Raw genomic sequence first — 22,725 nt, forward strand, 5'->3', positions numbered from 1 at the left:
TGGTGATCGTGGGCAGCAGTGTGGTCGCAGCGATGCGAACCGCGGGCAAAGCGGCGGGTTCGTCCGTCTGCCCCCTCCCCACCCCCCCCCCCCGGGCCCCCTCCTCGTCGTTGTCGGCAGGGCGTCAGGCCAGCGCCCAGGCGACGTCCCTGAGCAGGGCCTGGCGCCAGCCCGCCCGGTCGTGGCCGGACGCCGACCGGGACACCCGTACGGTCGCACCGGCCTGTTCCGTCAGGGCTTCGACCAGTTCGCAGTGCGGCTGCATGCGCGCCTCGTGCTCGCCCAGGTCGAACGCGATCCGCAGCCCGGCCGGGGCGGGACGCTCGCGCAGCCGCGCGGCGATGGTGCCGCCGCGCGGACCGCCCAGCGGGTCCGGCAGGTCCGCGGCCTCCGGGGTCCACCAGAACGACCCCGACTGGCAGGCGACCCGGGACACCAGCTCCGGGAACTCCAGGGCCGCGTACATCGCGCTCAGCCCGGCGAGGCTCTGCCCGGCGACCACCAGCCGGCCGAGGTCCGCGGGGACCCCGCTGTCCGCGATCAGCGGCAGCAGTTCGTCCCGTACCGCCTCCCACAGCTCGGGCCGGCAGCCGAACTCCGCCTGCCGGTCCTTGGTGGGCAGGAACACCAGCGTGGCCGGGGGCATGTCGCCGGCGTCGAAGGCCGCGTCGAAGGCCGTCATGGCCGGGTGGAGGTACAGCCAGTCGTCCCCGTCGAGCAGCAGGACCACCGGTCCGCCGCCGCCCACCGGGTGGACGCGTACGGTGCGCTTGCCGCCGAGCCGCTCGCTCGCCCATCGGATCCGGGTGCGCGGCAGGGGCAGTACGTCGTCGGCGCCCACGGCCGGCCAGTACGGCTGGGGCGGGGCGTCCGGGGTGGCCACGACGGAGCGTTCGCCGCCCGCCCGGACCGGGTTGAGGGGATCGGGGTACGACGATCCGTCATCGGCGAGGAACCGGTAGGTCACTCGGAGCCGTGCGGGCATGCGCACCTCGGCGTACCAGCAGTCCGTGTCGCGCCACCGGAGCAGCACCACCGGATCCGACCAGCTCTCGAAATCGATGACCGTCGGGCTGCCGCGCCACAGGAACAGGGTGACCCAACCGCCGTCGCCGGAAGGCGCGGACGCGGGAGCCGCGGCCGCCCAGAACTCATCGGTGCCGGGCGTGCCGGGCAGGTCGAACGCGGCGAAGGGGCTCTCCGAGCCGTCCTCGGCCAGGATCCGTTCGAGTGCACGCATCGGTGCCTCCTTGTGAGGGGGAAGGGGAAACGTTAAGCTCTATAATTAGGCGAGCCTAACCTAAGTGGATGGCTCTCTTCATTCCCGATCGACCTTCCCCACGGGCACGGCGCCCGCTGTCGGACTGCGCGCGCCGCACACCGACGCCATCCGCCGGTCCCATCGGGCTCCTGGAGGAACCCCAGTATGAGCACCAACCCGTTCGACGATGCCGACGGCCGCTTCCTGGTCCTGGTGAACGACGAGGGTCAGCACTCCCTCTGGCCCTCCTTCGCCGAGGCTCCCGGCGGATGGACGGTCGCCCTCGCCGAGACCACCCGTGAGGCGTGCCTGGAGTTCATCGAGTCGAGCTGGACCGACCTCCGCCCCCGGTCCCTCGCGACGGCCGTCGAAGCCTGACCGGGGATCGCCCCGACGGGTGAACGCCCCTGCGGGGAACGGGTGTACGGCCCCGGACGTGCCGCGCTCGCGGCGCGCCCGGGGCCGCTCCATGTCGGATGTGCGAGCGAATCCGGGCTTAATTAGGTTAGGCTAAGCTAACTACGCAGACGTTGTGTGGAGCCGCTCGCGGCATCAGGGGAGGGGATCGTCATGGGCCTGCCGGTCATCGGTTCTTATCCCATGCCCGACCGTGCCGCCCTGCCTCGGTCCTGCGCCTCCTGGGCCATAGATCCCGGCCGCGCCGCACTCCTCGTCCACGACATGCAGAACCACTTCGTGGGGGAACTTCCCACGGACAGGTCCCCGGTCGTGGAACTCGTCGAGAACATCACGGCACTTCGGGCCCTCGCCACGGCGCTGGGAATTCCGGTCTTCTTCACCGCCGAGCCGGCCGCGCAGCCGCCGGGTCAGCGCGGCCTCGCCGCCGACGTCTGGGGGCCGGGCATCGGTGACGGGACCGACGCCGCCGCGATCATCCCGCCGCTCACCCCGCAGCCGGGCGAGCGCGTACTGGCCAACGTGCGCCAGAACGCCTTCCTCCGCAGCCACTTGGGGAGACTGCTGCGTTCGGAGGGGCGTGACCAGCTGATCGTCTGCGGGGTCCACGCCCACCTCGGCGTCCTCCTGACGGCCGCCGACGCCTTCATGAACGACATCCAGCCCTTCGTGGTCGCCGACGCCGTCGCCGACCTCTCCGCCGAGGAGCACGAGATGGCCCTGCGCTGGGCCGCCCGCAGCGCGGTGGTGTGCACGACCGAGACCCTGCTCCGCGAGCTGCTGCTCGGCGGAGGGTCCCGAAGCGTGCGCAAGGATGCCTGAGCGCGTCCCGCCGACGCCAGTACCGCGGCGCCCCCTGCGCCGAAGGCGCCCACACGAACCGAGAGAGAGCGGAAGAACATGACCGTACGGGTCGCGGTGGCCGGTGCCAGCGGCTACGCGGGCGGGGAGCTGCTCCGCCTGCTGAGCTCGCATCCAGCCGTGGAGATCGGTGCGTTGACCGCGCACAGCAGTGCGGGGCGTCCGCTGGGGACCGTACAGCCACAGCTTCCGGAGTTCGCCGACCGGATCCTCCTGGACACCTCCGCCGCGTCCCTGCGCGGCCACGACGTGGTGTTCCTCGCCCTGCCCCACGGCCAATCGGGCGCTCTCGCGGCCGAGTTGGAGCCCGGCACCCTGGTCGTGGACTGCGGAGCCGACTTCCGGCTGCGGGACCCGGCGGCCTGGGAGCGGTTCTACGGCAGCGCCCACGCCGGCACCTGGCCCTACGGACTGCCGGAACTGCCGGGTGCACGCGCGGAGTTGAAGGGGGCCACCCGGATCGCCGTTCCCGGCTGCTACCCCACCGCGGTCACCCTGGCCCTGTTCACCGCCTACGCGGCGCACCTGGTCGAGCCCGAAGCCGTCATCGTCGCCGCCAGCGGCACCTCCGGTGCCGGACGCGCCCTCAGGACGCACCTGCTCGGCACCGAAGTGATGGGCTCCATGAGCCCGTACGGAGTCGGCGGCGGCCACCGGCACACCCCGGAGATCGCCCAGAACCTGTCCCGCACGGCGGGCACCGACGTGACGGTCTCCTTCACGCCCACCCTGGCGCCCATGCCCCGGGGCATCCTCGCCACCTGCTCGGCCCGGCTGAGCCCGGCCGCGGAGGCGCTCGCGGAGGACGACGTGCGCGCCGTGTTCGAAGCCGCGTACGCCGACAGGCCGTTCGTCCGGCTGCTGCCGCCCGGCCAATGGCCCACCACCGCAGCCGTCCTCGGCTCGAACACCGCCCAGGTGCAGATCGCCGTGGACCCGGACGCCCGCAGGCTGATCTGCGTGAGCGCCATCGACAACCTGACGAAGGGCACCGCCGGTGGCGCGGTGCAGAGCATGAACATCGCCCTCGGCCTGCCGGAACGGCTGGGCCTGCCCACGAATGGAGTGGCTCCGTGAGTGTGACCGCCGCCCGGGGATTCCTTGCCGGCGCTGTGCGCGCCGGCATCAAGGAGTCCGGTGACCCGGACCTGGCCCTGGTGGTGAACCGGGGGCCGTCCCGCGCCGCCGCCGGTGTCTTCACCTCGAACCGCGTGCAGGCCGCGCCCGTCCGCTGGTCCCGCCGCGCGCTCGCCGACGGGCGGATCTCCGCCGTGGTCCTCAACTCCGGTGGCGCGAACGCCTGTACGGGCCCTGGTGGTGCGGAAGACGCCCTGGCGATGGCGGTACGCACCGCACTGGCCGTGGAGGTCACCCCCGACGAGGTCGCGGTGTGCTCCACCGGCCTCATCGGCGTCCGGCTGCCGATGGACCGGGTGACGGCCGGCATCGCCGCCGCCGCCGACCGGCTGTCGCCCGAGGGCGGCGAGGAGGCCGCCGTCGCGATCAAGACGACGGACTCCGTCCACAAGACGTCGGTGGCCTCCGGCCCCGGCTGGACGGTGGGAGGCATGGCGAAGGGCGCCGGGATGCTCGCCCCCGGCCTCGCCACCATGCTGGTCGTCCTGACCACGGACGCCGACGCGAGCGCCGAAGTGCTCGACGCCGCGCTGCGCGAGGCGGTGCGCACCACGTTCGACCGGGTGGACTCGGACGGCTGCATGTCCACCAACGACACCGTGCTGCTGCTCGCCTCGGGCAGCTCGGGCATCGCGCCCGGACCCGCCGAGCTCACCGCGGCCGTGCACGCCGTGTGCCGGGACCTGGCGCTCCAGCTGGTGGCGGACGCCGAGGGCGCGTCCAAGGAGATCGAGGTGGCCGTCGTCGGTGCGGCCTCGGAAGCGGACGCCGTGGAGGTGGGCCGCTCGGTGGCCCGCAACAACCTCCTCAAGTGCGCGCTGCACGGCGAGGACCCCAACTGGGGCCGGGTGCTGTCCGCGATCGGCACCACGTCGGCCGTCTTCGACGCGGACCGGCTGGACGTGGCGATCAACGGCGTCTGGGTGTGCCGGGACGGCGCCGCAGGAGAGTCGCGGGACAAGGTCGACCTGTCCGGCCGCCGGATCGGCATCACCGTGGACCTGCGCTCCGGCGACTCCTCGGCCGTCATCTGGACCAACGACCTGACGGCCGAGTACGTGCACGAGAACAGCGCCTACAGCTCGTGAACGGGGTCGGGATGACGGCGGAGACGACGACGGAGACGACGGCGCACATGCAGACTCAGAAGCAGGCGCAGGCGCAGGCCCCCCGGGACCTGCCCTGGCTGGAGCAGCTCCAAGGCCGGACGGTCGTCGTCAAGTTCGGCGGCAACGCCATGGCGGACCCGTCCGCGCACCGGACGTTCGCCCAGGACGTCGTGGAGCTCTGGCACGCGGGCCTGCGGCCCGTCGTCGTCCACGGCGGCGGGCCCCAGATCAGCGCACTGCTCGACCGGCTCGGCCTGGAGGTGCGCTTCGAGGCCGGGCTGCGGGTGACCACGCCGGAGACCATGGACGTGGTGCGCATGGTGCTCACCGGCCAGGTCCAGCGCGAACTGGTCGGCGCCATCAACGCCCACGGGCCGTTCGCCGTGGGCCTGTCGGGCGAGGACGCCCACACGATGACCGCCGTCCGGCGCCCGGCCTGGGTGGACGGGCTGCCGGTGGACATCGGCCAGGTCGGCGACATCGTGGACGTGGACGGCAGTGCCATCGCCGCACTCCTGGAGCAGGGCCGCATCCCCGTGGTCTCACCCGTCGCGCGCGGCGAGGACGGCCAGGTCTACAACGTCAACGCCGACCTCGCGGCCTCGGCGCTGGCCGTGGCCCTCGGGGCCGACCGGCTCGTGGTGATGACCGACGTCGAGGGGCTGTACGCGGACTGGCCGCACAGCACCGAGGTGATCGACCGCCTGACGGCCGGTGAGCTGGACGCCCTGCTCCCGGAGCTCGCCAGCGGCATGCTCCCCAAGATGGAGGGCTGCCTGCGCGCCGTACGCGCCGGCGTCGCCCGGGCGCAGGTCATCGACGGCCGGGTGCCGCACGCGCTGCTGCGCGGAGTCTTCACCGATGACGGACCCGGCACCACGGTGGTGCCGGACGAGGAGCCCGGCCCGCAGGGGCCCGGCGGCGACGAGGGGGACGGCGCGTGACCGCCGACAGCACGAGGACACCGCTCGCCGACCGCTGGAGCGCGGTGATGATGGACACCTACGGCACCCCCGCGCTGGCCCTGGTCAGGGGCGAGGGCAGCACGGTCTGGGACGAGGACGGCCGCGCGTTCACGGACTTCACCGGCGGGATCGCGGTCAACGCCCTCGGGCACGCCCACCCGGCCCTGGTCTCGGCCGTCCAGGACCAGGTGGCCCGGCTCGGCCACGTGTCGAACCTGTTCGTCTCGGAGCCGGCCGTCGCGCTGGCGGAACGGCTGCTGGCCCTGCTGGAGCGGCCGGGCCGGGTGTTCTTCGCCAACTCGGGCGCGGAGGCGGTCGAGGCCGCCTTCAAGATCGCCCGCCGGACCGGGCGCCCGCACCTGGTCGCGACGGAGGGCGGGTTCCACGGGCGCACCATGGGGGCGCTGGCCCTCACCGGACAGCCGCCCAAGCGCGCCCCCTTCCTGCCGCTGCCCGGGGAGGTCACGCACGTTCCCTACGGGGACGCGCAGGCGCTCCGCGCGGCCGTCACGGAGCAGACGGCCGCGGTCCTCCTCGAACCCCTGCAGGGCGAGGCCGGGGTCGTCCCGGCCCCCCGGGGCTACCTGCGGGCGGCCCGCGAGATCACCCGTGCCACGGGCACCCTGCTCGTCCTGGACGAGGTGCAGACCGGGATCGGTCGCACCGGCCACTGGTTCGCGCACCAGGCGGAGCCAGGAGCGGAGCCGGACGTGATCACCCTGGCCAAGGGGCTGGGCGGCGGCCTGCCGATCGGCGCCACGGTCGCCTTCGGCGCCGCCGCCGGACTGCTGACCCCCGGTCAGCACGGATCCACCTTCGGGGGCAACCCGGTCGCGTGCGCGGCCGGGCTCGCCGTCCTGGAGACCATCGAGAAGGAAGGGCTGCTCGCGCATGCCACGCGGGTGGGGGAGCGGCTGAGGCGCGGCATCGAAGCTCTGGAACACCCCTTGGTCCGCGAAGTGCGGGGCGCCGGCCTGCTCCTGGGCATCGCCCTCGCCGAGCCGGTCGCCGCACGGGTCCAGCGGGCCGCGCAGGACGCCGGGTTCCTCGTGAACGCGGCGGGCGCGGACGTCGTACGGCTGGCTCCCGCCCTGACGCTGCCGCAGGAGCGGGCCGATGCCCTGGTGGCGGCGCTGCCCGCGATCCTCGACGCCGCGTAGGACCGGCGGCCGGTTACCGGAGGCACGGCTCGGGGCGGGCCCTTCAGGGGGCCCGCCCCTTCGTCTGGGCGGTCTTCGCCGGCTACAGGGCGCGGGACAGGACGCGTGCGCCCCGGCCGGGGTCCAGGGACTGCGCCCAGTCGGCCGGCGCCAGGCTCGGGCAGGCCGGGAGGAACCCGTGGCGGAGGAAGAGGCGGCCGCTGCCGGTGGTCGCCGTGAACAGCTCCGACAGGGAGCGCGTACGGGCCCGGGCGAACGCCGCGTGCAGCAGTCGGGCGCCCATGCCCGTGCCCTGCCGGTGGGCGGCGACGCAGAAGTTGTACAGCACGCCGGCGGTGGGGTGTTCGCGCAACCCGAGGCAGCCTTCGAGGGTCCCGTCGGGCGCCTGGGCGACGAGGAAGTCGGACGCCCGGGAGAGGTAGAGGGAGAGCGGGCGTTCGCGCAGCGCCCCCGCGTGGACGAACGGCCGGGAAAGGGCGGCGAGCGCAGGGCCGTCGTCCCGGCGGGCCGGGCGCACCGAGAACTCGGGGACCTCGTGCCACCGGGGTGCGGGGGTGCGGGGCGACAGGGTGGCGTGCGCGGCGGCAGGGGGCAGCGTGGCCGTGGTCAAGGTGTTCCTTCCTCGGTTCCGCCGTGTGCGGGTGCGGGGGCAGGGCCTCCCGGCGGAACGGTCTAGGTAAGGTTAGCCTTACCTAGCTAAAGGAGCCAAGTCGGCGCGTACGGACGGCGCGTGCGGCCACGTAGCCGGGAAAGGCGGGCACGTCGGCGACGGTCCATCCCGGCGGAGCCGAGGCGGTGGCGCCGGTGCCCACGTAGGTCAGGGTCGGGTTCCCGCCGAGTCCGATGCCGACTCCCTTGAGGTAGGCCTCCTTCCGGGACCAGCAGCGGGCCACCGCGGCGGGGCGCTCGCCGGCCGGCAGCGCCGACAGCTCGGCGCGTTCGTCGGGATGGAGGACCTCCGCCAGTTCGGAGGAGACCTGGGCCGCCAGCTCGGGGGCCGGCCGCCGCTCGATGTCGACGCCGACCGGACCGTCCGCGAAGGTCACCAGGACGGCGTCCCCCGCATGGGACAGCGAGAAGTGCAGCGGTGCGTCGGTCACGGCCGGCCGGCCGTGCGGTCCGCCGCAGCCGGGGCAGGGCTCGCGGAAGAACCGCACCTGCGCCGGGTCCCGGCCGAGCCGGTCGCCCAGCAACTGCCGCAGCGCGACGTGCGCGACCCGGTACTGGTCACGGTCGGCGTCGCGCCTGAACCCCTGGAGCCGGACCCGCTCGGTGTCGTCGAGCATCCCCTCCAACTCCCGCGCCCGCTCCGCGTACAGGCTCACCCGCACCGCCCACAGCCCCGGTTCGGGCGAGCTGATCCAGGGCTGCGCCGAGCCGTCGGTGCCCGGAACCGGCTCCGCCGCGGCAGCCGTCATCCGCACGGGCGGCCGGGGTAATCGACGCCCTCGGGCACCCCGGCCTCGCGCATCCGGCACAGGACTTCCCCGAGGACCGCGTCGTCCACGTCGACGGGCATGTTGAACTCCCGGTCGAAGACGAAGGAGTCGCCCGCGCCCGCGTGCCAGATCACCCAGCGCGGCGGCATCTCGGGCACCTCCCACAGCGGGGAGAACCGTTCCAGGACGTTCACCTGATTGCTCACAGCTTTCCTTCGTTCGTTGCTTCGTTTCCGTCGACGAAGGTGTCCACGACCTCGATGGCGCCGATCCGGGAGGGATCGACGGACCGCGGGTCGTCGCCCAGGACGACCAGGTCGGCGCGCTTCCCCGGGGCGAGGCTGCCGGCGCTGTCGTCCCACCGGCAGGCGTACGCACCGGCGACCGTGTAGGCGCGCAGCGCCTCCTCGACGGTGATCGCCTCGTCCGGCCCGATCGGCCGCCCGGAGGCGGAGGTGCGTTCGACCATGAACTGGATCGCCCGCAGCGGAGCCCCGTCGGTGACGGGCCGGTCCGAACTCCCCACGAGGGTCACCCCGTGGTCCAGGAACCCGCGCCCCCGGTACATCCAGGGGGCCCGCTCCTCACCCATCACGTCCGCGTAGTCGTCCCCGAAGGAGTGCAGGAAGGTCGGCTGGACGACCGCGCTGACGCCCAGGCGCGCGAAGCGCGGGAGCTGGTCGGGGCGGATCAGTCCGGCGTGCTCGATCCGGTGCCGCGCGTCCGGGCGGGGCAGCAGCCGCTGCGCCTGCTCCAGCGCGTCGAGCGCGAGGTCGGCGGCGCGGTCCCCGATGGCGTGGACGGCGAGCTGCCAGCCGGCGAGGTGACCGTCCACGATCAGTCGGGTGAGGCGCTCGGGGTCGTCCTGGAGCTGGCCGGTGTGCTCGGTGCCCGCGTACGGGGCCGTGAGCGCGGCGGTACGGGCCATCATGCCGCCGTCGGTATAGATCTTGAGCGCGCCCAGCGACAGCCAGTCGTCACCGAATCCGGTGCGCATGCCCAGGTCCAGGGCGCGGGGGAAGCCGTCCTCCCGGTGCGCCTCGCGCGGCCGCAACGTATCGCCGGCCGGCATGAGCTGGACCCGCAGCGGCAGCCGTCCCTGGTCCCGCAGCAGCTGGTAGGCGCCGAGTTCCACCGGGCTGTGGCCGAGCAGCCCGCCCCCGATGCCCGCCTCGGCGACGGCGGTCACGCCTTCGGCGAGGCAGGTCCGGGCCGCGCGCTCGACGGCGTCGGCGATCTCGGCCTGCCCGTACGGCAGCCGCAGCCGCCGCGCGGCGGTCATGGCCGCCTCGGCGAGGAAGCCGTCCTGGTGCGGGACTTCGGCGGGCAGCAGCCCCAGTACGGCACTGTTCACGACGCATCCGTGGCCGGAGTCGTGCATCAGGAACACCTTGCGCCCGCGACTGACCGTATCCAGCTCGCCGGCGGTCAGGTGCCGCCCCAGGGCCCGCTGGTCATAGCCCATGACGTCGACCCAGGCCCCGTCCCCGCCCGCCGAGCGGGAGACCGCCTCCGCCACCACCGCCAGCACGTCCTCGACCCGCTCGCACGGGGCGACGCTCGGGGTGCTCTGCTTCAGCCCGGTCCAGGCCAGGTGCACATGGCTGTCGATGAACCCGGGCAGCACGGTGGCGCCCTGCAGATCGACGACCTCCCGGGCGGGCAGCGAGGCGACGTCCTCGTCGAGCCCCACGATCCGCCCCCGCCAGATCCCCAGCTCACGGGCGAAGGGACGGTCGGGGTCCATGGTGATGATGTTCGCGTTGATCAACCTCGAACACAGCATGGGCAGTCCGTCCGTCACAGGGTCGGCCGGACCGCCACGGCGGGGGTACGGGCCGCGCGCCGTCGACAGCCATCCGACTTAGGTAAGCCTAACCGAATGCTCGGCGCATGGTCAACGCGCGGAGCGCCGCCGGAGTGGCGATCCGGTGCGCGATGCGGTGCGCGATGCGGTGCGGTGAGTGTGCCGATCTCCAACTTCGGGTAGGTGTACAGGATTTGCTTCACTTCCATCCGGCTGCATGGGTATCGTTGATTCCAGCGTGGTGCGAGGCACCGCTGTGACGTGTGGCTCCGGGAATGTTCCTGGAGGCCCTGAGGGCCCGGTGGTTGAGGGCTCGGAGGGGCGGCGGCTAGTCCGGGTGGTACCTCCCATGAGGTCTGATCCCGGACCGTGCGGCAACCGGCGCCGGCGGAGTCGACCGGCCCGTCGCGCGGTAGTGAGCACCCCGCGCCCGTACCCCTTCCCGGAGGCGGTGCGGACAGGCCCCGGCAATGGCGTCCGGACCAGCCCGCACGTGCCTGCGGAGTTGATTCCCCATGTCTCCTGAGAACGGCGCGACGCCCCACCGCGACTACGAGGTCGACGACGGCGGTGACGGCTCCACGAGCATCCACTTCGCCGCCTTAGGGATCGACCGTCACCACCGCCCCGCCGCCGAGCGGCTCTGGCGGGAGTTCCGCGAGGAACTCGCAGTGGACCGCCGCCTCCTGATCCCGACCTCGGTCGCCCTGCACGCCGTCGAACTCGCCGGACCCCGGGGCCGGTTCCACCGGTCGCGGAGCAGCAGCCCCGAGTTCCACCGGCGGCACACCCAGGAGGTCGTCCTCCGGGGACTCCGTGTCATCGCCACGTTTCCCGGCGTCCGGGTCCACGCCGTCCACCGCGAGACGACCGACTACGCGCGGGACCGCCCCGCGCTCTTCGCCGCCCTCGCGCACGACCTGAACGCCGAGCTGGCCGGGGACGGTACGTACGGCCGGCTGATCGTGGACGGCGACGGGAGGGAGGCCGCGCTCCGGGGTGCCCACCGGACGCTCCCCCCGGAGGGCCGGTACCTCGTCGGCGATCCGGTGTTCGAGCCCGCCCCCACCCGCGACCTGCTGCAGGCCGCCGACTTCCTCGCGTACGCGGCCTACCAGGCCGTCGCCAGGAAGGAGCCCCGCAGGTTCATGTGGGACTGGTTCGCCGAGACGTTCCCGGACGCCGACGGGCCCCGCGCCCGCTGAGCGGCGCGAAAACGAAAGGGACTGGGCCCCGGACGGATCCGGGGCCCAGCCGGGCAGGACCTGGGAGCCCGCACGAGGCGGGGCCAGAACCGCAATTCCAGTCTCCCATACCGACCTGACAAGAGGAGTGGCTCCATGCCCGCATCCCCACCCAACCCCCCGGCTTCGCCGATCGTCGTCGACTGGGGCAAAGAGCAGGTCGAGGTGTCCACCGTCGACCGGGAGCTCCCCGAACCCTCCGCCATGGACGACCGGAGCAAGCTGGTCAAGGCGGGCCTGAACAGCTCCCTGGTCTCGCTGCCCGAGGACGCCTGGCACGCCGTGGCCCGGGGGGCCGTCACGCCGGAGACGGTGGCCCTCCAACTGCGCGAGTCGCAGGACGCCCGCGCCGGGCTGCTCCTCGAGGAGCACGTGGACGGGGCGACCCTGAGGTCCGTGCACTCCAGGCTCTGGCTGTCGGAGATCTTCCCGGCCATCCAGCCGCGCACCGGCCAGGAACTGCTCGGGGTCGAGGACCCCCGGGTCGAAGGAGTCGCCGAGGACGGCAGCCCGCAGGCGATCCTCCGCTACCGGTACGAGAGCCCCGCGCACCTCAGGCGGCACGTGAAGCAGACCATCTCCGCCACCCTCTACAAGAACTCCTACACCGAGTCGATCCTTGCCCGCCGGGTGACCCGTGCGCTGATCGTGCACCCGGTCGTCTACGAGTTCGACGACGGCTCCGAACCGGTCTACGGCCTGATCGCGCGGGACGGGATCACCCGGCTGGCGAGTGCGTGGAACGTGCTCGCGGGACCGGAGAGCGACCCCGAGGACGTCGGGACGCTGGCGGCCGACGTGCTCGTGGCCGAGCAGCGGCCGTCCGCGAACGACCCGGTCAAGCCGTTGACCCAGCGGATGGCGCTGGCCCGGGAGAACTGGCGAAAGACCCAGCGGACGCTGTTCACCAAGACGATCGCCTCCGTGGCCGTGGACGAGGCGCCGCCCCTGGCGGCGATCCAGATCGCACAGTCCTACGTCGTGCCCGCACACATCACGGTCGGCGTACGGGCGCACGACCGGGAGGACTCGCTCAACGCCGAGGAGGTGTTCGACGACGCGCTGCGCTCGATCCTGGCCTCCGTGCACGTGGAGTTCAAGCCGTGGGACAGCTCCGCGCAGAACGTCGAGGTCGTCAGCCGGGCCCTCAAGCGCGTCCTCCTGGGCCGGAAGCAGGACGGACTCGAAGCGGTCTACGAACTGGCCGTCGGGCGGCGGAAGGCCAAGGACGCCCCCGAGGTGTACGGGGATCCCCGGATGCCCGGCACCGGACTGTGGCGTGCCGTGCGACTGCTGCACACCCTGACGCGGCCGGCCATCTCGGACGAACTGAGGAACCGGGCCAAGGAGATCAAGGGTGAGCGCAGGATGACGGACAAGGGGTACGCCAGCTTGCTCGGCCCCATCGTCGACCATCCGTGGCGGTCCACGAAGATGTCCGTCGCCCAGCAGGCCCGGAACGCGTGGTCCAACGGCGGTGTCCTCTTCAAGGAGGTCCTCGTCGACGGCTGGGTCCCCATAGTGACCGATGACTTCACGGGGCTCGTCGAGCCCGCGCTCGGGGGGAGCCAGGACGCCCGTCTCACACTTGCCCTGGCCGGCGGCACCGCTCTGATCGCCGACAAGATCCTCACCCGGAACGTGGGGTCGGGGGTCGGCGCGTACAGGGCGCCCGGAAAGGTCCCCTTCCGTTCCGACGTGCACAAGGTCATCGAGGGGTTGGCCAAGGAGGACAACGCGCTCGGACTCTGGACGCTGGCCCTGGCCGCCCAGCGCTTCGAGGACGGCCGACTGCCCCGGAACTCGGGGACGAAGCAGGCGCTGGGCCTGCCCGGCGATCCCCACTCCGCAGCCGACGCCGAGTACCAGCACCTGGTGGTCGACCTGGAGGCAGAGGACCGCGTCCTGCGGGAGGACGGCGAGCCGGTCCTGCTGCTGGAATGGGACGTCGTCGTGGCCTCCGACCCGAAGAAGGCGGCGCTGCTCCTCGACCCGCCGGAGGACGAGGACGTGGAGGACGAGGAGGACGACGACCAGGACGATGAAGACTGGACGCACGGCCACCGGGCGGGCGGTGCGGGCGACGGGGCGGTCGGATCCGGGGCGACGGGGTCCCCGAGGGACATCTCCGATGTGCGCCGTGAGTTCAAGGACTTCCTGTCCACCGCCAGGATCCGCCTCGACGAGCTGCAAGGGCTGGCGGAGGGCGTGACGCTTCCCTTGATGTTCGGCATGAAGGACAACTGGATCGAGCTGCGTGAAATGGCCCTTCACGTCCAGAACGTGATCGAGAACCACAAGGGCGACTACACGCAGGACGAGCCCGAAGAGGGCTGAGCGCACGCGACGGCCGGGACGGATCCCCAGGGATCCGTCCCGGCCGTCGTCGTACGGGCGGCTACACAGGCAGGCCCGTCGGTTCCTTGATGCGCTTCATGATGATCTGGGAGTTGACCTCCGTGACGCCCGAGAGGGCCGTCAGCTGCTCGATCCAGAGGCGTTCGTACGCGCGGAGGTCCGCCACCGCGATGCGCAGGAGACAGCCGGGGCTGCCGAAGAGGCGGTAGGCCTCGATGACGTCGGGGATGTCCTGGAGGGCCGCTTCGAAGGCTTCGACGGCCTCGCGGTCGCGGCGGACCTCCACGGAGACCAGGACCTCGAAGCCGCGGCCCACGGCTTCGGGGGAGATCACCGCGCGGTAGCCCTGGATGATCCCTTCCTCTTCGAGCTGGCGGACCCGGCGCATGCAGGGGGAGGGGGTGAGGCCCACGCGCTGGGCGAGCTCCTGGTTGCTGAGCCGGCCGTCGGCCTGGAGCTCGCGCAAGATTTCTTTGTCGATCGCGTCCATTGCGCAATTATCACTCAGGTTTTATTGCGGGGTGGGGCCAAATCGCAATCGCATTGCGCGTAGATCGGCCTACCATTGCCGTTTGTAGAAAATCTGTGCGGGCCGTTTCGGGCTGTGTGAGGGAAGGGTCGGGGTCATGGGACGCATCGTCGTGATCAGTACGGGCGGGACGATAGCCAGCCGCTGGCAGGGTTCCGGTTTTGCGGCCGATGCGGACGGGGCCGAGGTCATGGCCACCGCTCCGCTGCCGGAGGGTGTGAGCGTCGAGGTCGTCGACCTGTTCAGCGTCAACAGCCCCCGGCTGACCACCGCGCACCAGCTGACCCTGCTGCGGACCGTGCACGAGGTGCTCGCCGACCCGGGTGTGGACGGGGTCGTCGTCACGCACGGCACCGACACGCTGGAGGAGTCGGCGTTCCTGCTGGACCTGCACCACCACGACGCGCGTTCCGTGGTGTTCACCGGTTCGCAGCGGCCCATGGGGGCGGCGGACGGGGACGGTCCCGGGAATCTCTACGATGCCCTGCTGACCGCGTCGAAGACGCGCGGGCTCGGCGTCCTGATCACGTTCGCGGGCCGGGTGCACGCGGCCCGCGGGACCGTGAAGGCGCAGGCGGTGGCGCTCGACGCCTTCGCCGACCCGTCGAAGGAACTGCTGGGGAAGGTCGGTTTCGGCAAGGTCACCGTGCTGCGGACGCCGGTGCGGCCGGAGCCGCTGCCGTTGCCCGCGATGCCGGAGGCGCCGGAAGGGCCGCCGCGGGTGGACGTCGTCGTGCACCACGTGAGCGGTGACGCGGTGCTGCTGAACGCCGCGGTGGCGGCGGGAGCGCGCGGGATCGTGCTGGTCGGGACGGGCGCGGGCAACGCGACGCCGGAGGTCGTCGACGCGGTGAAGGCGGCCGTCGCGGACGGCGTGCTGGTGGCGTTGACCACGCGGGTCGCGGCCGGGCCGGTGACGGAGATCTACACCCACGGGGGTGCGGTGGACCTGGTCGCGGCCGGGGCCGTGCCGACGGGGACCCTGCGGGCGCCGCAGGCGCGGGTCGCCGTGCTGGCGGCGTTGCTCTCCGAGGGGGATGCGGAGGAGCGGGGCCGGGTGCTGCGGCGGGTGCTGGCCAGCGGCGGGTCCGTGCTGGTTCCCGCCTGACCCCGGCGGGGCTGGATCATGAGTCGGTGAACGCCGCCAGGAGGCGGTCTGCCGCCAGGGTCGGGGTCAGGGTGCCGGCCCGGACCGCCGATTCCAGGGTGGGGGCCAGGTCCCGTACCGCCGTGTTCGAGCGGAGGCGCTCCAGGAGTTCGTCGTGGACCATCGACCAGGTCCACTCCACCTGCTGGGCCGCCCGCTTCGACGCCAGGCGGCCGCCCGCCTCCAGGAGCACGCGGTGCTGTTCCAGGCGGTTCCAGACCTCCTCCAGACCCGTGGATTCCCGGGCGCTGCAGGTCAGGACCGGCGGGGTCCACGCGGCGTCGGCCGGGTGCATCAGGCGCAGCGCGCTCGACAGTTCGCGCGCCGCGGACTTCGCGTCGCGCTCGTGCGGGCCGTCCGCCTTGTTGACGGCGAGGACGTCGGCCAGCTCCAGGACGCCCTTCTTGATGCCCTGGAGCCCGTCGCCCGTGCGGGCGAGGGAGAGGAGCAGGAAGGAGTCGACCATTCCGGCGACCGTCGTCTCCGACTGGCCCACGCCCACCGTTTCGACGAGGACCACGTCGTAGCCCGCCGCCTCCATCACGATGATCGATTCCCGGGTGGCCTTCGCCACCCCGCCCAGCGTCCCCGCCGACGGGGACGGGCGGACGAAGGCCGCGGGGTCCACGGAGAGGCGTTCCATACGGGTCTTGTCGCCCAGGATGGAGCCGCCCGTACGGGTGGAGGACGGGTCGACGGCCAGGACCGCCACCCGGTGGCCCAGCCCCGTCAGCAAGGTGCCGAAGGCATCGATGAAGGTGGACTTCCCGACGCCCGGCACCCCGCTGATGCCGATGCGGCGCGCCCGCCCCGAGTGGGGCAGGAGTTCCGTCAGCAGGCTCTGGGCCAGGGCCCGGTGCGCGGGCAGGGTGGACTCGACGAGGGTGATCGCGCGCGCGACGAACGCGCGCTTCCCGTCGAGTACGCCCTTCGTGTAGGCGGTGATGTCGATCCTGGGTGGCACGGCGGCGCCTACAGCTCGTGACCCAGGTCCGCGGCGAGCCGCGTCACCAGGTCGTGCGCCGCGTCCGGGATGACCGTGCCGGGCGGGAACACCGCCGTCGCCCCCATCTCGAGGAGGGTCGGGACGTCCGCGGGAGGGATGACCCCGCCCACGACGATCATGATGTCCTCGCGGCCCTCCGCGGCGAGCGCCTCGCGCAGCGCCGGTACGAGGGTCAGGTGCCCGGCGGCCAGCGAGGAGACGCCGACCACGTGCACGTCGGCCTCCACGGCCTGGCGGGCCACTTCCTCGGGGGTCTGGAACAGCGGGCCGACGTCCACGTCGAAGCCCAGGTCGGCGAAGGCGGTCGCGATCACCTTCTGGCCGCGGTCGTGCCCGTCCTGGCCCATCTTGCAGACCAGGATGCGCGGCCGGCGGCCCTCCGACTCCTCGAACCGGTCGACGAGCGCGCGGGTGCGCTCCAGGGACGGGGACTCGCCTGCTTCGGTTCGGTACACACCCGAGATCGTACGGATCTGGCTCGCGTGCCGCCCGTACACCTTCTCCAGGGCGTCCGAGATCTCGCCCACCGTGGCCTTCGCGCGCGCCGCGTCCACCGCCAGCGCGAGGAGGTTGCCGTCCCCGCGCTCGGCCGCGTTGGTCAGCGCCCTCAGGGTGTCCTGGGTGACCGCCTCGTCGCGCTCCTCGCGCAGCCGCCGGAGCTTGGCGATCTGCTGGGAGCGGACGGAGGAGTTGTCGACCTTGAGGACGTCGATCTGCTCGTCCGTCGCCACCCGGTACTTGTTGACGCCGATCACCGGCTGGCGGCCCGAGTCGATACGGGCCTGCGTGCGGGCCGCAGCCTCCTCCACGCGGAGCTTGGGGATGCCCGCGTCGATGGCCTGCGCCATGCCGCCGGCCGCCTCGACCTCCTGGATGTGCTGCCAGGCCCGGCGCGCCAGGTCGTACGTCAGCTTCTCGACGTACGCGCTGCCGCCCCACGGGTCGATGGACCGGCAGGTGCCCGACTCCTGCTGGAGGAGGAGCTGGGTGTTGCGGGCGATGCGCGCCGAGAAGTCCGTCGGCAGCGCGAGGGCCTCGTCCAGGGCGTTGGTGTGCAGCGACTGGGTGTGGCCCTGGGTCGCCGCCATCGCCTCGATGCACGTGCGCGTGACGTTGTTGAAGACGTCCTGCGCCGTCAGGGACCAGCCCGAGGTCTGCGAATGGGTGCGCAGGGAAAGGGACTTGGCGTTCTTCGGGTCGAACTGCTTGACCAGGCGCGCCCAGAGGAGGCGGGCCGCACGCAGCTTCGCCACCTCCATGAAGAAGTTCATGCCGATCGCCCAGAAGAAGGACAGGCGCGGTGCGAAGGCGTCCACGTCCAGGCCGACGGCCTGGCCCGCCCGCAGGTACTCCACGCCGTCCGCGAGGGTGTACGCCAGCTCCAGGTCGGCCGTGGCTCCGGCCTCCTGGATGTGGTAGCCCGAGATCGAGATGGAGTTGTAGCGGGGCATCTTCTGCGAGGTGAAGGCGAAGATGTCGGAGATGATCCGCATCGAGGGCTTCGGCGGATAGATGTAGGTGTTGCGGACCATGAACTCTTTGAGGATGTCGTTCTGGATGGTCCCGGCGAGCTTGTCGGGGGAGACGCCCTGCTCCTCCGCCGCCACGATGTAGAGGGCGAGGACCGGCAGCACGGCGCCGTTCATCGTCATCGACACCGTCATCTTGTCCAGCGGGATGCCGTCGAAGAGCTGGCGCATGTCGTAGATCGAGTCGATCGCCACGCCCGCCATGCCGACGTCGCCCGTCACCCGCGGGTGGTCGCTGTCGTAGCCGCGGTGCGTGGGCAGGTCGAAGGCGATCGACAGCCCCTTCTGGCCGGACGCGAGGTTGCGCCGGTAGAAGGCGTTGGACTCCTCGGCCGTGGAGAAGCCCGCGTACTGCCGGATCGTCCAGGGCTGGTTGACGTACATCGTCGGGTACGGGCCGCGCAGGTACGGGGCCACACCCGGGTAGGTGTGGAGGAAGTCCAGGCCCTCCAGGTCGCGGCCCGTGTACAGGGGCTGTACGCCGATCCCCTCGGGGGTCTCCCACAGCAGGTCGGCGGGGGTGGTCCCGGTGGACTCCTTGACCGCCGTGCGCCACTGGTCCTCGGAACCGGCCGCCGGGGCCGCACCGTCCAGCGGGAGTTCGGAGAAATCGGGGATGCGGGGGGTGCTCACTGCGCGACTCCCATCCGGTCGAGTACGGAGGACAGCACGGCGACCGCGTCGCAGCCGGCGAAGACGTACTCGTCCACGGCCGCCGCGGCGGTACCGGGCTTGCCCGCGAGGAACAGGGTCGTCGCGCCGGCCGAGCGCAGGGCCGCGGCCACCGCCTCGGCCTGCTCCTCGTACAGCGCGTCGCTGGAGCACAGCACGGCCATGCCGTCGGCGCCGCTCGCCGCGTAGGCCGCCGCCGCCGTCTCCGGGGTCACCGACACCGGGTCGTGGACCGGGGTGATGCCGCCCGCCTGGAACAGGTTCGAGGCGAAGGTGGCGCGGGCGGTGTGCGCGGCCGCCGGGCCCAGGGCCGCCAGGAAGACGGTGGGCCGGGCCCCCGTCGCCGCCAGGTGTACGTCGCTGCGCGCGCGCAGGGCCTCGTACGCCTCGTCGCGCCGCACGCGCGGCAGTCCGCCGGTGAGCGGGGCCGGCGCGGGTTCCCGTACGACCGGCTTCTCCGAGAGGTGCGGGAACTCGCTGACTCCGGTGACGGGTTCGCGCCGGGTGGCCAGCTTCTTCGAGCGCGCGGCCCAGGTGGCGGCGAGGCGGTCGGCGACCAGGCCGGAACGCAGGGCGGCGGCCTGGCCGCCCGCCTTCTCGACGGTCTGGAAGAACTCCCAGGCGGCGTGCGCGAGTTCGTCGGTGAGCTGCTCGACGTAGTACGAGCCGCCGGCCGGGTCGATCACGCGGGCCAGGTGGGACTCCTCCAGCAGGATGGTGGAGGTGTTGCGGGAGATGCGCCGGGCGAACGCGTCGGGCAGACCCAGCTCCTGGTCGAACGGGAGCACGGTGACCGCGTCGGCGCCGCCCACGCCCGCCGCCATGCAGGCGACGGTGGTGCGCAGCATGTTCACCCACGGGTCGCGGCGGGTCATCATCACCGGCGAGGTCACGGCGTGCTGGCGCTGGGCGCCGGCCCCCGGAGCCCCGCAGGCCTCGGCGATCCGCGCCCACAGCCGGCGGGCGGCCCGCAGCTTGGCGATGGTGAGGAACTGGTCGGCGGTGGCGGCGTAGCGGAACTCCAGCTCGCCGAAGGCCGCTTCGGCCGTCAGGCCCGCTTCGGTGAGGGCGCGCAGGTAGGCGACCCCGGTGGCCAGGGAGAGCCCCAGCTCCTCGGCGGCGCTGCCGCCCGCCTCGTGGTAGGGCAGGGCGTCGACGGTCAGGGCGCGTACGTGGGGCCAGGCGGCGGTGTCCGCGGCGAGCGCGGCGGCCTCCGCCAGGTCCAGGGCCTCACCCGTCCGGGCCTCGTGGCCCAGCGGGTCGGCGCCCAGCGAAGCGTGGGCGGCCTCGGGGGCCACCGCGCGCTCGGCGTACAGCGCGAGCAAGGCCCGCGCGGCCTCGGCGAATTGGGCTCCGGGGTCCAGGGAGACGGGCGCCAGGTCGAGGTAGACCCCCTCCAGCGCACGGCCCAGGCCCTCCGCGGGGAGGCCGGCGTCGCCCACGGCCAGCCACAGCGAGGTGGTGCCGTTCTCCAGGTCGGCCAGGGCCGCGTCGTTCACCCGTACGGGGTCACTGCCCGCGATGCGCTGGCGCACGTCCCAGCCCGAGGCGGCGCCTCCCTCGGGGCGGCCGCCCCGTACGAAGGGGGCAAACCCTGGGAACCCAGAGAAACCGGTATCGGGCGCGGTTTCGGGCGCGGTGTACAGCGGGCGGGTGGTGAGCCCGTCCTCGAGTTTCGTGGACAACGCGTCTTCCGCTGCCTCGCCGGATACTTCCTTGCCCGACTTGCGCAGCACGCCCTCTACCAGGCGCTGCCACTGCTCATGCGTCGCGTCAGGGAATTCGGCGGCCAAGGAGAGCCCGTCATCAGGCAGGACCGTCATGGCTCGAATGTTAGGGGGGTCCTTGTGAACGACCTATAACCACCGGATGTGATCTCGCCCTCTCATGTGAGTCGGGAGGGGTCACGAAAGAGCGGGGCGAGGAGGACGGTCGCGGAGGCTACCGGGAGTACGGCGGGACCCGCCTGCGGGGCGACGATCCGCCGCCCGTAACGGTCCTGGTCGCCGGCCGCGTCGCGGATCTCGTCGAGGTAGCCGTCGTGGAGGATGCTGGCCAGCTCGGCGACCACCATGACGGCCGGGTTGAACACGTCGAGGAGCAGTGCGGCGGCCCGGCCCACGGTACGGGCGCGTTCGCGCAGCAGCCGGTCGGCACGGGGGTCGCCGGTGGCGGCGGCGTCGACCAGGAGGTTGACGGACGGCTCCGGGACGATCCCGCGGCGCACGGCCTCGGCGCCGAGGACCCCGTCGGAGGCGGTCGCCTGGAGACAGCCCGTACGACCGCACGCACAGGGGGTCTGCGACCCGGGCACCGGGAGGTGCGCGACGTCCCCGGCGGCGGCTTCCGGGCCCTGGTGCACGGTGCCCTCGATGCCGAAGGCGGCGTCGACGACGTTGCCGATGAAGAGGTGGAGGAGGCTGGAGCGGGCCTCCGGGCGGCCGAAGAGGATCTCGGCGTGGGCGACGGCGCGGGCGTGGTTGTCCACGGAGACGGGCAGGCCGAGGCGGTCGGAGAGCTCGGCGGCGAGGGGCAGGTCGCGCCAGCCGAGGGCGTCGTGGCGGACCACGGTGCCGTCGGCGGGGCGGACCCAGCCCCCGAGGGCCGCGCCGACGCCGAGCAGGGGGCGGCCGGCGGGGTTGGAGGCCTCGAGGAACCGGCCGAGTTCGGCGGCGATGTCGGCGGGGAGGCTGCCGGGGGAGCGGCCCGCGTGCGGGAGGGCCCGGCGGGCCAGGACGCGGCCGCGCAGGTCCACGAGGCTGAAGGTGGAGGCGGGCACGCCGATGTGCAGGCCGGCGGCGAGGGGGCCGCCGAGGGGGCCGGTGTGCAGGTCGAGGGGGATGCGGGGGCGGCCGGGGCCGGGGCCGGTCACCGCGGCGTGCGGCTCCGTCTCGGGGTGCTCGTGCAGCAGCCCGGCCCGGACCAGGGCCGTGGTCTGCCGCGACACGGCCGCCGGACTGAGACCGCAGAGCTGCGGGATGTCGCTCCGCGCGAGGGGGCCGTGGGCCAGGACGGCGCGGAGCACGGAGGCGGCGTTGGCGGCGGCCCGGCTGTCACCGGGGGTGGGGGACACGGGCGGCCTCCTCGGGGGGTGGGGTGTGGTCCCGATCATGCCGTGTCGCTGCGCTCGGCGGGGACGGGACGGGGGCGCCGCTGTGCGGCGGCGCGCCCCGGGGGCCCGGGCCCGGCCCAGCCGGTAGGGCTGGTGGGGCTGGGGTGGGTGGTGGCGTGGTGCGGCGCCGCTCCCGGGGCTCCGCCCCGGACCCCGCGCCTCAAACGCCGGCGGGGCTGGATTTGGGTGACCGGTGGCGTGGCGTAGTGCGGCGCCGTTGCCGGGGCTCTGCCCCGGGCCCCGCGCTTCACACGCCGGCGGGGCCGAGTGGGGCGAGGCGGGGCGGGGCGAGGCGGGGCGAGGTGGGGCGGGATGTGGTGGTGCGTGGCGGGTGCGTTGCGGGGGCGTGAAATCAGGCCATGGGTTTCGGCCGTTCCGGGAGTGGCGGGAAACGGTTAAAGCGCAGGTCGCGGGGGGTGTGTATCGGGGGTCGGGGGTGATGGCGGGGGGTGCTCGGTGGGGTTGACCGGGGGTGGGGGCGCTGGCAGTCTCCGGGACATGACCGCGACCGAGTTCCTCGCCCCGCGGCTCCACACCCCCGGCCTCTGTACCGCGCCGGGCGAGTGTCAGGGCCGTCGCTGTACGGCCCCGCGCTGTTCCTGAGCGCCGCCGACCCCGAGCCCCACGGCTCCCGAGCGTGAGCGTCCTTGAGCGTCGCTGCTCCCGGGCGTGCCCGTCCTCGAGCGTCGCCGCTCCTGGGCGTGAACGTTCCTGAGCTTCGCTGCTCCTGGGCGTGAGCGTCCTTGAGCGTCGCTGCTCCCGGGCGTGCCCGTCCCCGAGCGTCGCCGCTCCTGGGCGTGAGCGTCCCTGAGCGTCGCCGCTCCTGGGCGTGAGCGTCCCTGAGCGTCAGGCCCCTGAGCGTAGGTGCCCCTGAATTTCCGCGTCGCCGCGTTCCGGGCGCTCGGGCGTTCGTGCCTCCTCGTCCGGGGCGTGCACGGGGCCCTGCGGTCCGGACCGGCCCCACCGGGCGCG

19 protein-coding genes are annotated in these 22,725 nt (G+C 73.1%); 9 read left to right on the forward strand and 10 right to left on the reverse strand.

All coding sequences use genetic code 11. From position 1 onward, the window contains the following. Positions 1 to 124: 124 nt before the first annotated feature. Positions 125 to 1,240: an alpha/beta hydrolase-fold protein gene (locus tag ACFRU2_RS19885; RefSeq protein WP_382973710.1), complete on the reverse strand. Its 1,116-nt coding sequence runs from the start codon at positions 1,238 to 1,240 to the stop codon at positions 125 to 127. Between the two features lie 186 nt (positions 1,241 to 1,426). On the opposite strand from ACFRU2_RS19885, the gene ACFRU2_RS19890 reads away from it, so the two are divergent. The 6 genes from ACFRU2_RS19890 (at position 1,427) to ACFRU2_RS19915 (ending at position 6,910) form a co-directional block, all read left to right on the forward strand. Then, positions 1,427 to 1,639, forward strand: coding sequence for an MbtH family protein (locus tag ACFRU2_RS19890; protein WP_382973712.1), 213 nt, complete (start codon positions 1,427 to 1,429; stop codon positions 1,637 to 1,639). Between the two features lie 192 nt (positions 1,640 to 1,831). Further along, complete coding sequence (locus ACFRU2_RS19895; RefSeq protein WP_382973715.1) at positions 1,832 to 2,500, forward strand: isochorismatase family protein; 669 nt, start codon at positions 1,832 to 1,834, stop codon at positions 2,498 to 2,500. Positions 2,501 to 2,578: 78 nt separating this feature from the next. Further along, positions 2,579 to 3,616 (forward strand): N-acetyl-gamma-glutamyl-phosphate reductase, encoded by a 1,038-nt coding sequence (gene argC, locus ACFRU2_RS19900; RefSeq protein ID WP_382973717.1) that lies wholly within the window; start codon positions 2,579 to 2,581, stop codon positions 3,614 to 3,616. Continuing rightward, positions 3,613 to 4,764, forward strand: coding sequence for a bifunctional glutamate N-acetyltransferase/amino-acid acetyltransferase ArgJ (gene argJ / locus ACFRU2_RS19905; protein ID WP_382973720.1), 1,152 nt, complete (start codon positions 3,613 to 3,615; stop codon positions 4,762 to 4,764). Before argC ends, argJ begins: the two co-directional genes overlap by 4 nt. A 47-nt stretch (positions 4,765 to 4,811) precedes the next feature. Further along, positions 4,812 to 5,729 (forward strand): acetylglutamate kinase, encoded by a 918-nt coding sequence (gene argB / locus ACFRU2_RS19910; protein ID WP_382973723.1) that lies wholly within the window; start codon positions 4,812 to 4,814, stop codon positions 5,727 to 5,729. A 47-nt stretch (positions 5,730 to 5,776) separates the two neighbouring features. Next, the gene (locus ACFRU2_RS19915) at positions 5,777 to 6,910 is read left to right on the forward strand and encodes an acetylornithine transaminase (protein ID WP_382974025.1); all 1,134 of its coding nucleotides are present in this window, start codon (positions 5,777 to 5,779) and stop codon (positions 6,908 to 6,910) included. A gap of 82 nt (positions 6,911 to 6,992) precedes the next feature. Here ACFRU2_RS19915 and ACFRU2_RS19920 read toward each other — a convergent pair whose 3' ends face one another. From ACFRU2_RS19920 to ACFRU2_RS19935, 4 genes are all read right to left on the reverse strand, one after another. After that, on the reverse strand, positions 6,993 to 7,520 hold the full coding sequence (locus ACFRU2_RS19920) for a GNAT family N-acetyltransferase (RefSeq protein ID WP_382973726.1): 528 nt from the start codon (positions 7,518 to 7,520) through the stop codon (positions 6,993 to 6,995). Between the two features lie 82 nt (positions 7,521 to 7,602). Continuing rightward, on the reverse strand, positions 7,603 to 8,328 hold the full coding sequence (locus ACFRU2_RS19925) for a 4'-phosphopantetheinyl transferase family protein (protein WP_382974027.1): 726 nt from the start codon (positions 8,326 to 8,328) through the stop codon (positions 7,603 to 7,605). Beyond that, positions 8,325 to 8,555 (reverse strand): hypothetical protein, encoded by a 231-nt coding sequence (locus ACFRU2_RS19930; RefSeq protein WP_382973729.1) that lies wholly within the window; start codon positions 8,553 to 8,555, stop codon positions 8,325 to 8,327. The genes ACFRU2_RS19925 and ACFRU2_RS19930 overlap by 4 nt, the downstream gene beginning before the upstream one ends. Next, positions 8,552 to 10,135 carry an amidohydrolase gene (locus tag ACFRU2_RS19935; protein WP_382973732.1) on the reverse strand — a complete coding sequence of 528 codons (1,584 nt, stop codon included), beginning with the start codon at positions 10,133 to 10,135 and terminating at the stop codon, positions 8,552 to 8,554. Before ACFRU2_RS19935 ends, ACFRU2_RS19930 begins: the two co-directional genes overlap by 4 nt. A 536-nt stretch (positions 10,136 to 10,671) precedes the next feature. Here ACFRU2_RS19935 and ACFRU2_RS19940 point away from each other — a divergent pair. Together ACFRU2_RS19940 and ACFRU2_RS19945 are read left to right on the forward strand one after the other, a co-directional pair. Then, entirely contained in the window at positions 10,672 to 11,361 is a 690-nt protein-coding gene (locus tag ACFRU2_RS19940; protein ID WP_382973734.1) for a hypothetical protein, read from the forward strand. A gap of 135 nt (positions 11,362 to 11,496) precedes the next feature. Next, positions 11,497 to 13,737, forward strand: coding sequence for a hypothetical protein (locus ACFRU2_RS19945; protein WP_382973737.1), 2,241 nt, complete (start codon positions 11,497 to 11,499; stop codon positions 13,735 to 13,737). A gap of 61 nt (positions 13,738 to 13,798) precedes the next feature. Here the strand turns inward: ACFRU2_RS19945 and ACFRU2_RS19950 are convergent, their stop codons facing one another. Continuing rightward, positions 13,799 to 14,248: an Lrp/AsnC family transcriptional regulator gene (locus ACFRU2_RS19950; RefSeq protein WP_250742902.1), complete on the reverse strand. Its 450-nt coding sequence runs from the start codon at positions 14,246 to 14,248 to the stop codon at positions 13,799 to 13,801. A 136-nt stretch (positions 14,249 to 14,384) separates the two neighbouring features. Between ACFRU2_RS19950 and ACFRU2_RS19955 the strand changes: the two genes are divergently transcribed. Further along, on the forward strand, positions 14,385 to 15,395 hold the full coding sequence (locus tag ACFRU2_RS19955) for an asparaginase (protein WP_274549972.1): 1,011 nt from the start codon (positions 14,385 to 14,387) through the stop codon (positions 15,393 to 15,395). 16 nt (positions 15,396 to 15,411) lie between these two features. On the opposite strand, the gene meaB is transcribed toward ACFRU2_RS19955, so the two are convergent. The 4 genes from meaB to ACFRU2_RS19975 all read right to left on the reverse strand — a co-directional run bounded on the left by meaB (position 15,412) and on the right by ACFRU2_RS19975 (position 21,714). Beyond that, positions 15,412 to 16,398 (reverse strand): methylmalonyl Co-A mutase-associated GTPase MeaB, encoded by a 987-nt coding sequence (gene meaB, locus ACFRU2_RS19960; RefSeq protein WP_382973741.1) that lies wholly within the window; start codon positions 16,396 to 16,398, stop codon positions 15,412 to 15,414. A gap of 8 nt (positions 16,399 to 16,406) precedes the next feature. Next, entirely contained in the window at positions 16,407 to 18,602 is a 2,196-nt protein-coding gene (scpA, locus tag ACFRU2_RS19965; RefSeq protein ID WP_382973743.1) for a methylmalonyl-CoA mutase, read from the reverse strand. Further along, positions 18,599 to 20,464 carry a methylmalonyl-CoA mutase family protein gene (locus ACFRU2_RS19970; protein WP_382973745.1) on the reverse strand — a complete coding sequence of 622 codons (1,866 nt, stop codon included), beginning with the start codon at positions 20,462 to 20,464 and terminating at the stop codon, positions 18,599 to 18,601. Before ACFRU2_RS19970 ends, scpA begins: the two co-directional genes overlap by 4 nt. Positions 20,465 to 20,526: 62 nt before the next feature. Further along, positions 20,527 to 21,714, reverse strand: a complete 1,188-nt coding sequence (locus tag ACFRU2_RS19975) for an ROK family protein (protein WP_382973746.1) — start codon at positions 21,712 to 21,714, stop codon at positions 20,527 to 20,529. Between the last annotated feature and the right edge of the window lie 1,011 nt (positions 21,715 to 22,725).

The sequence above is a fragment of the Streptomyces sp. NPDC056883 genome (genome assembly GCF_042788835.1).
In the GTDB taxonomy this organism is placed as follows: Bacteria; Actinomycetota; Actinomycetes; order Streptomycetales; family Streptomycetaceae; genus Streptomyces; species Streptomyces stoeckheimensis.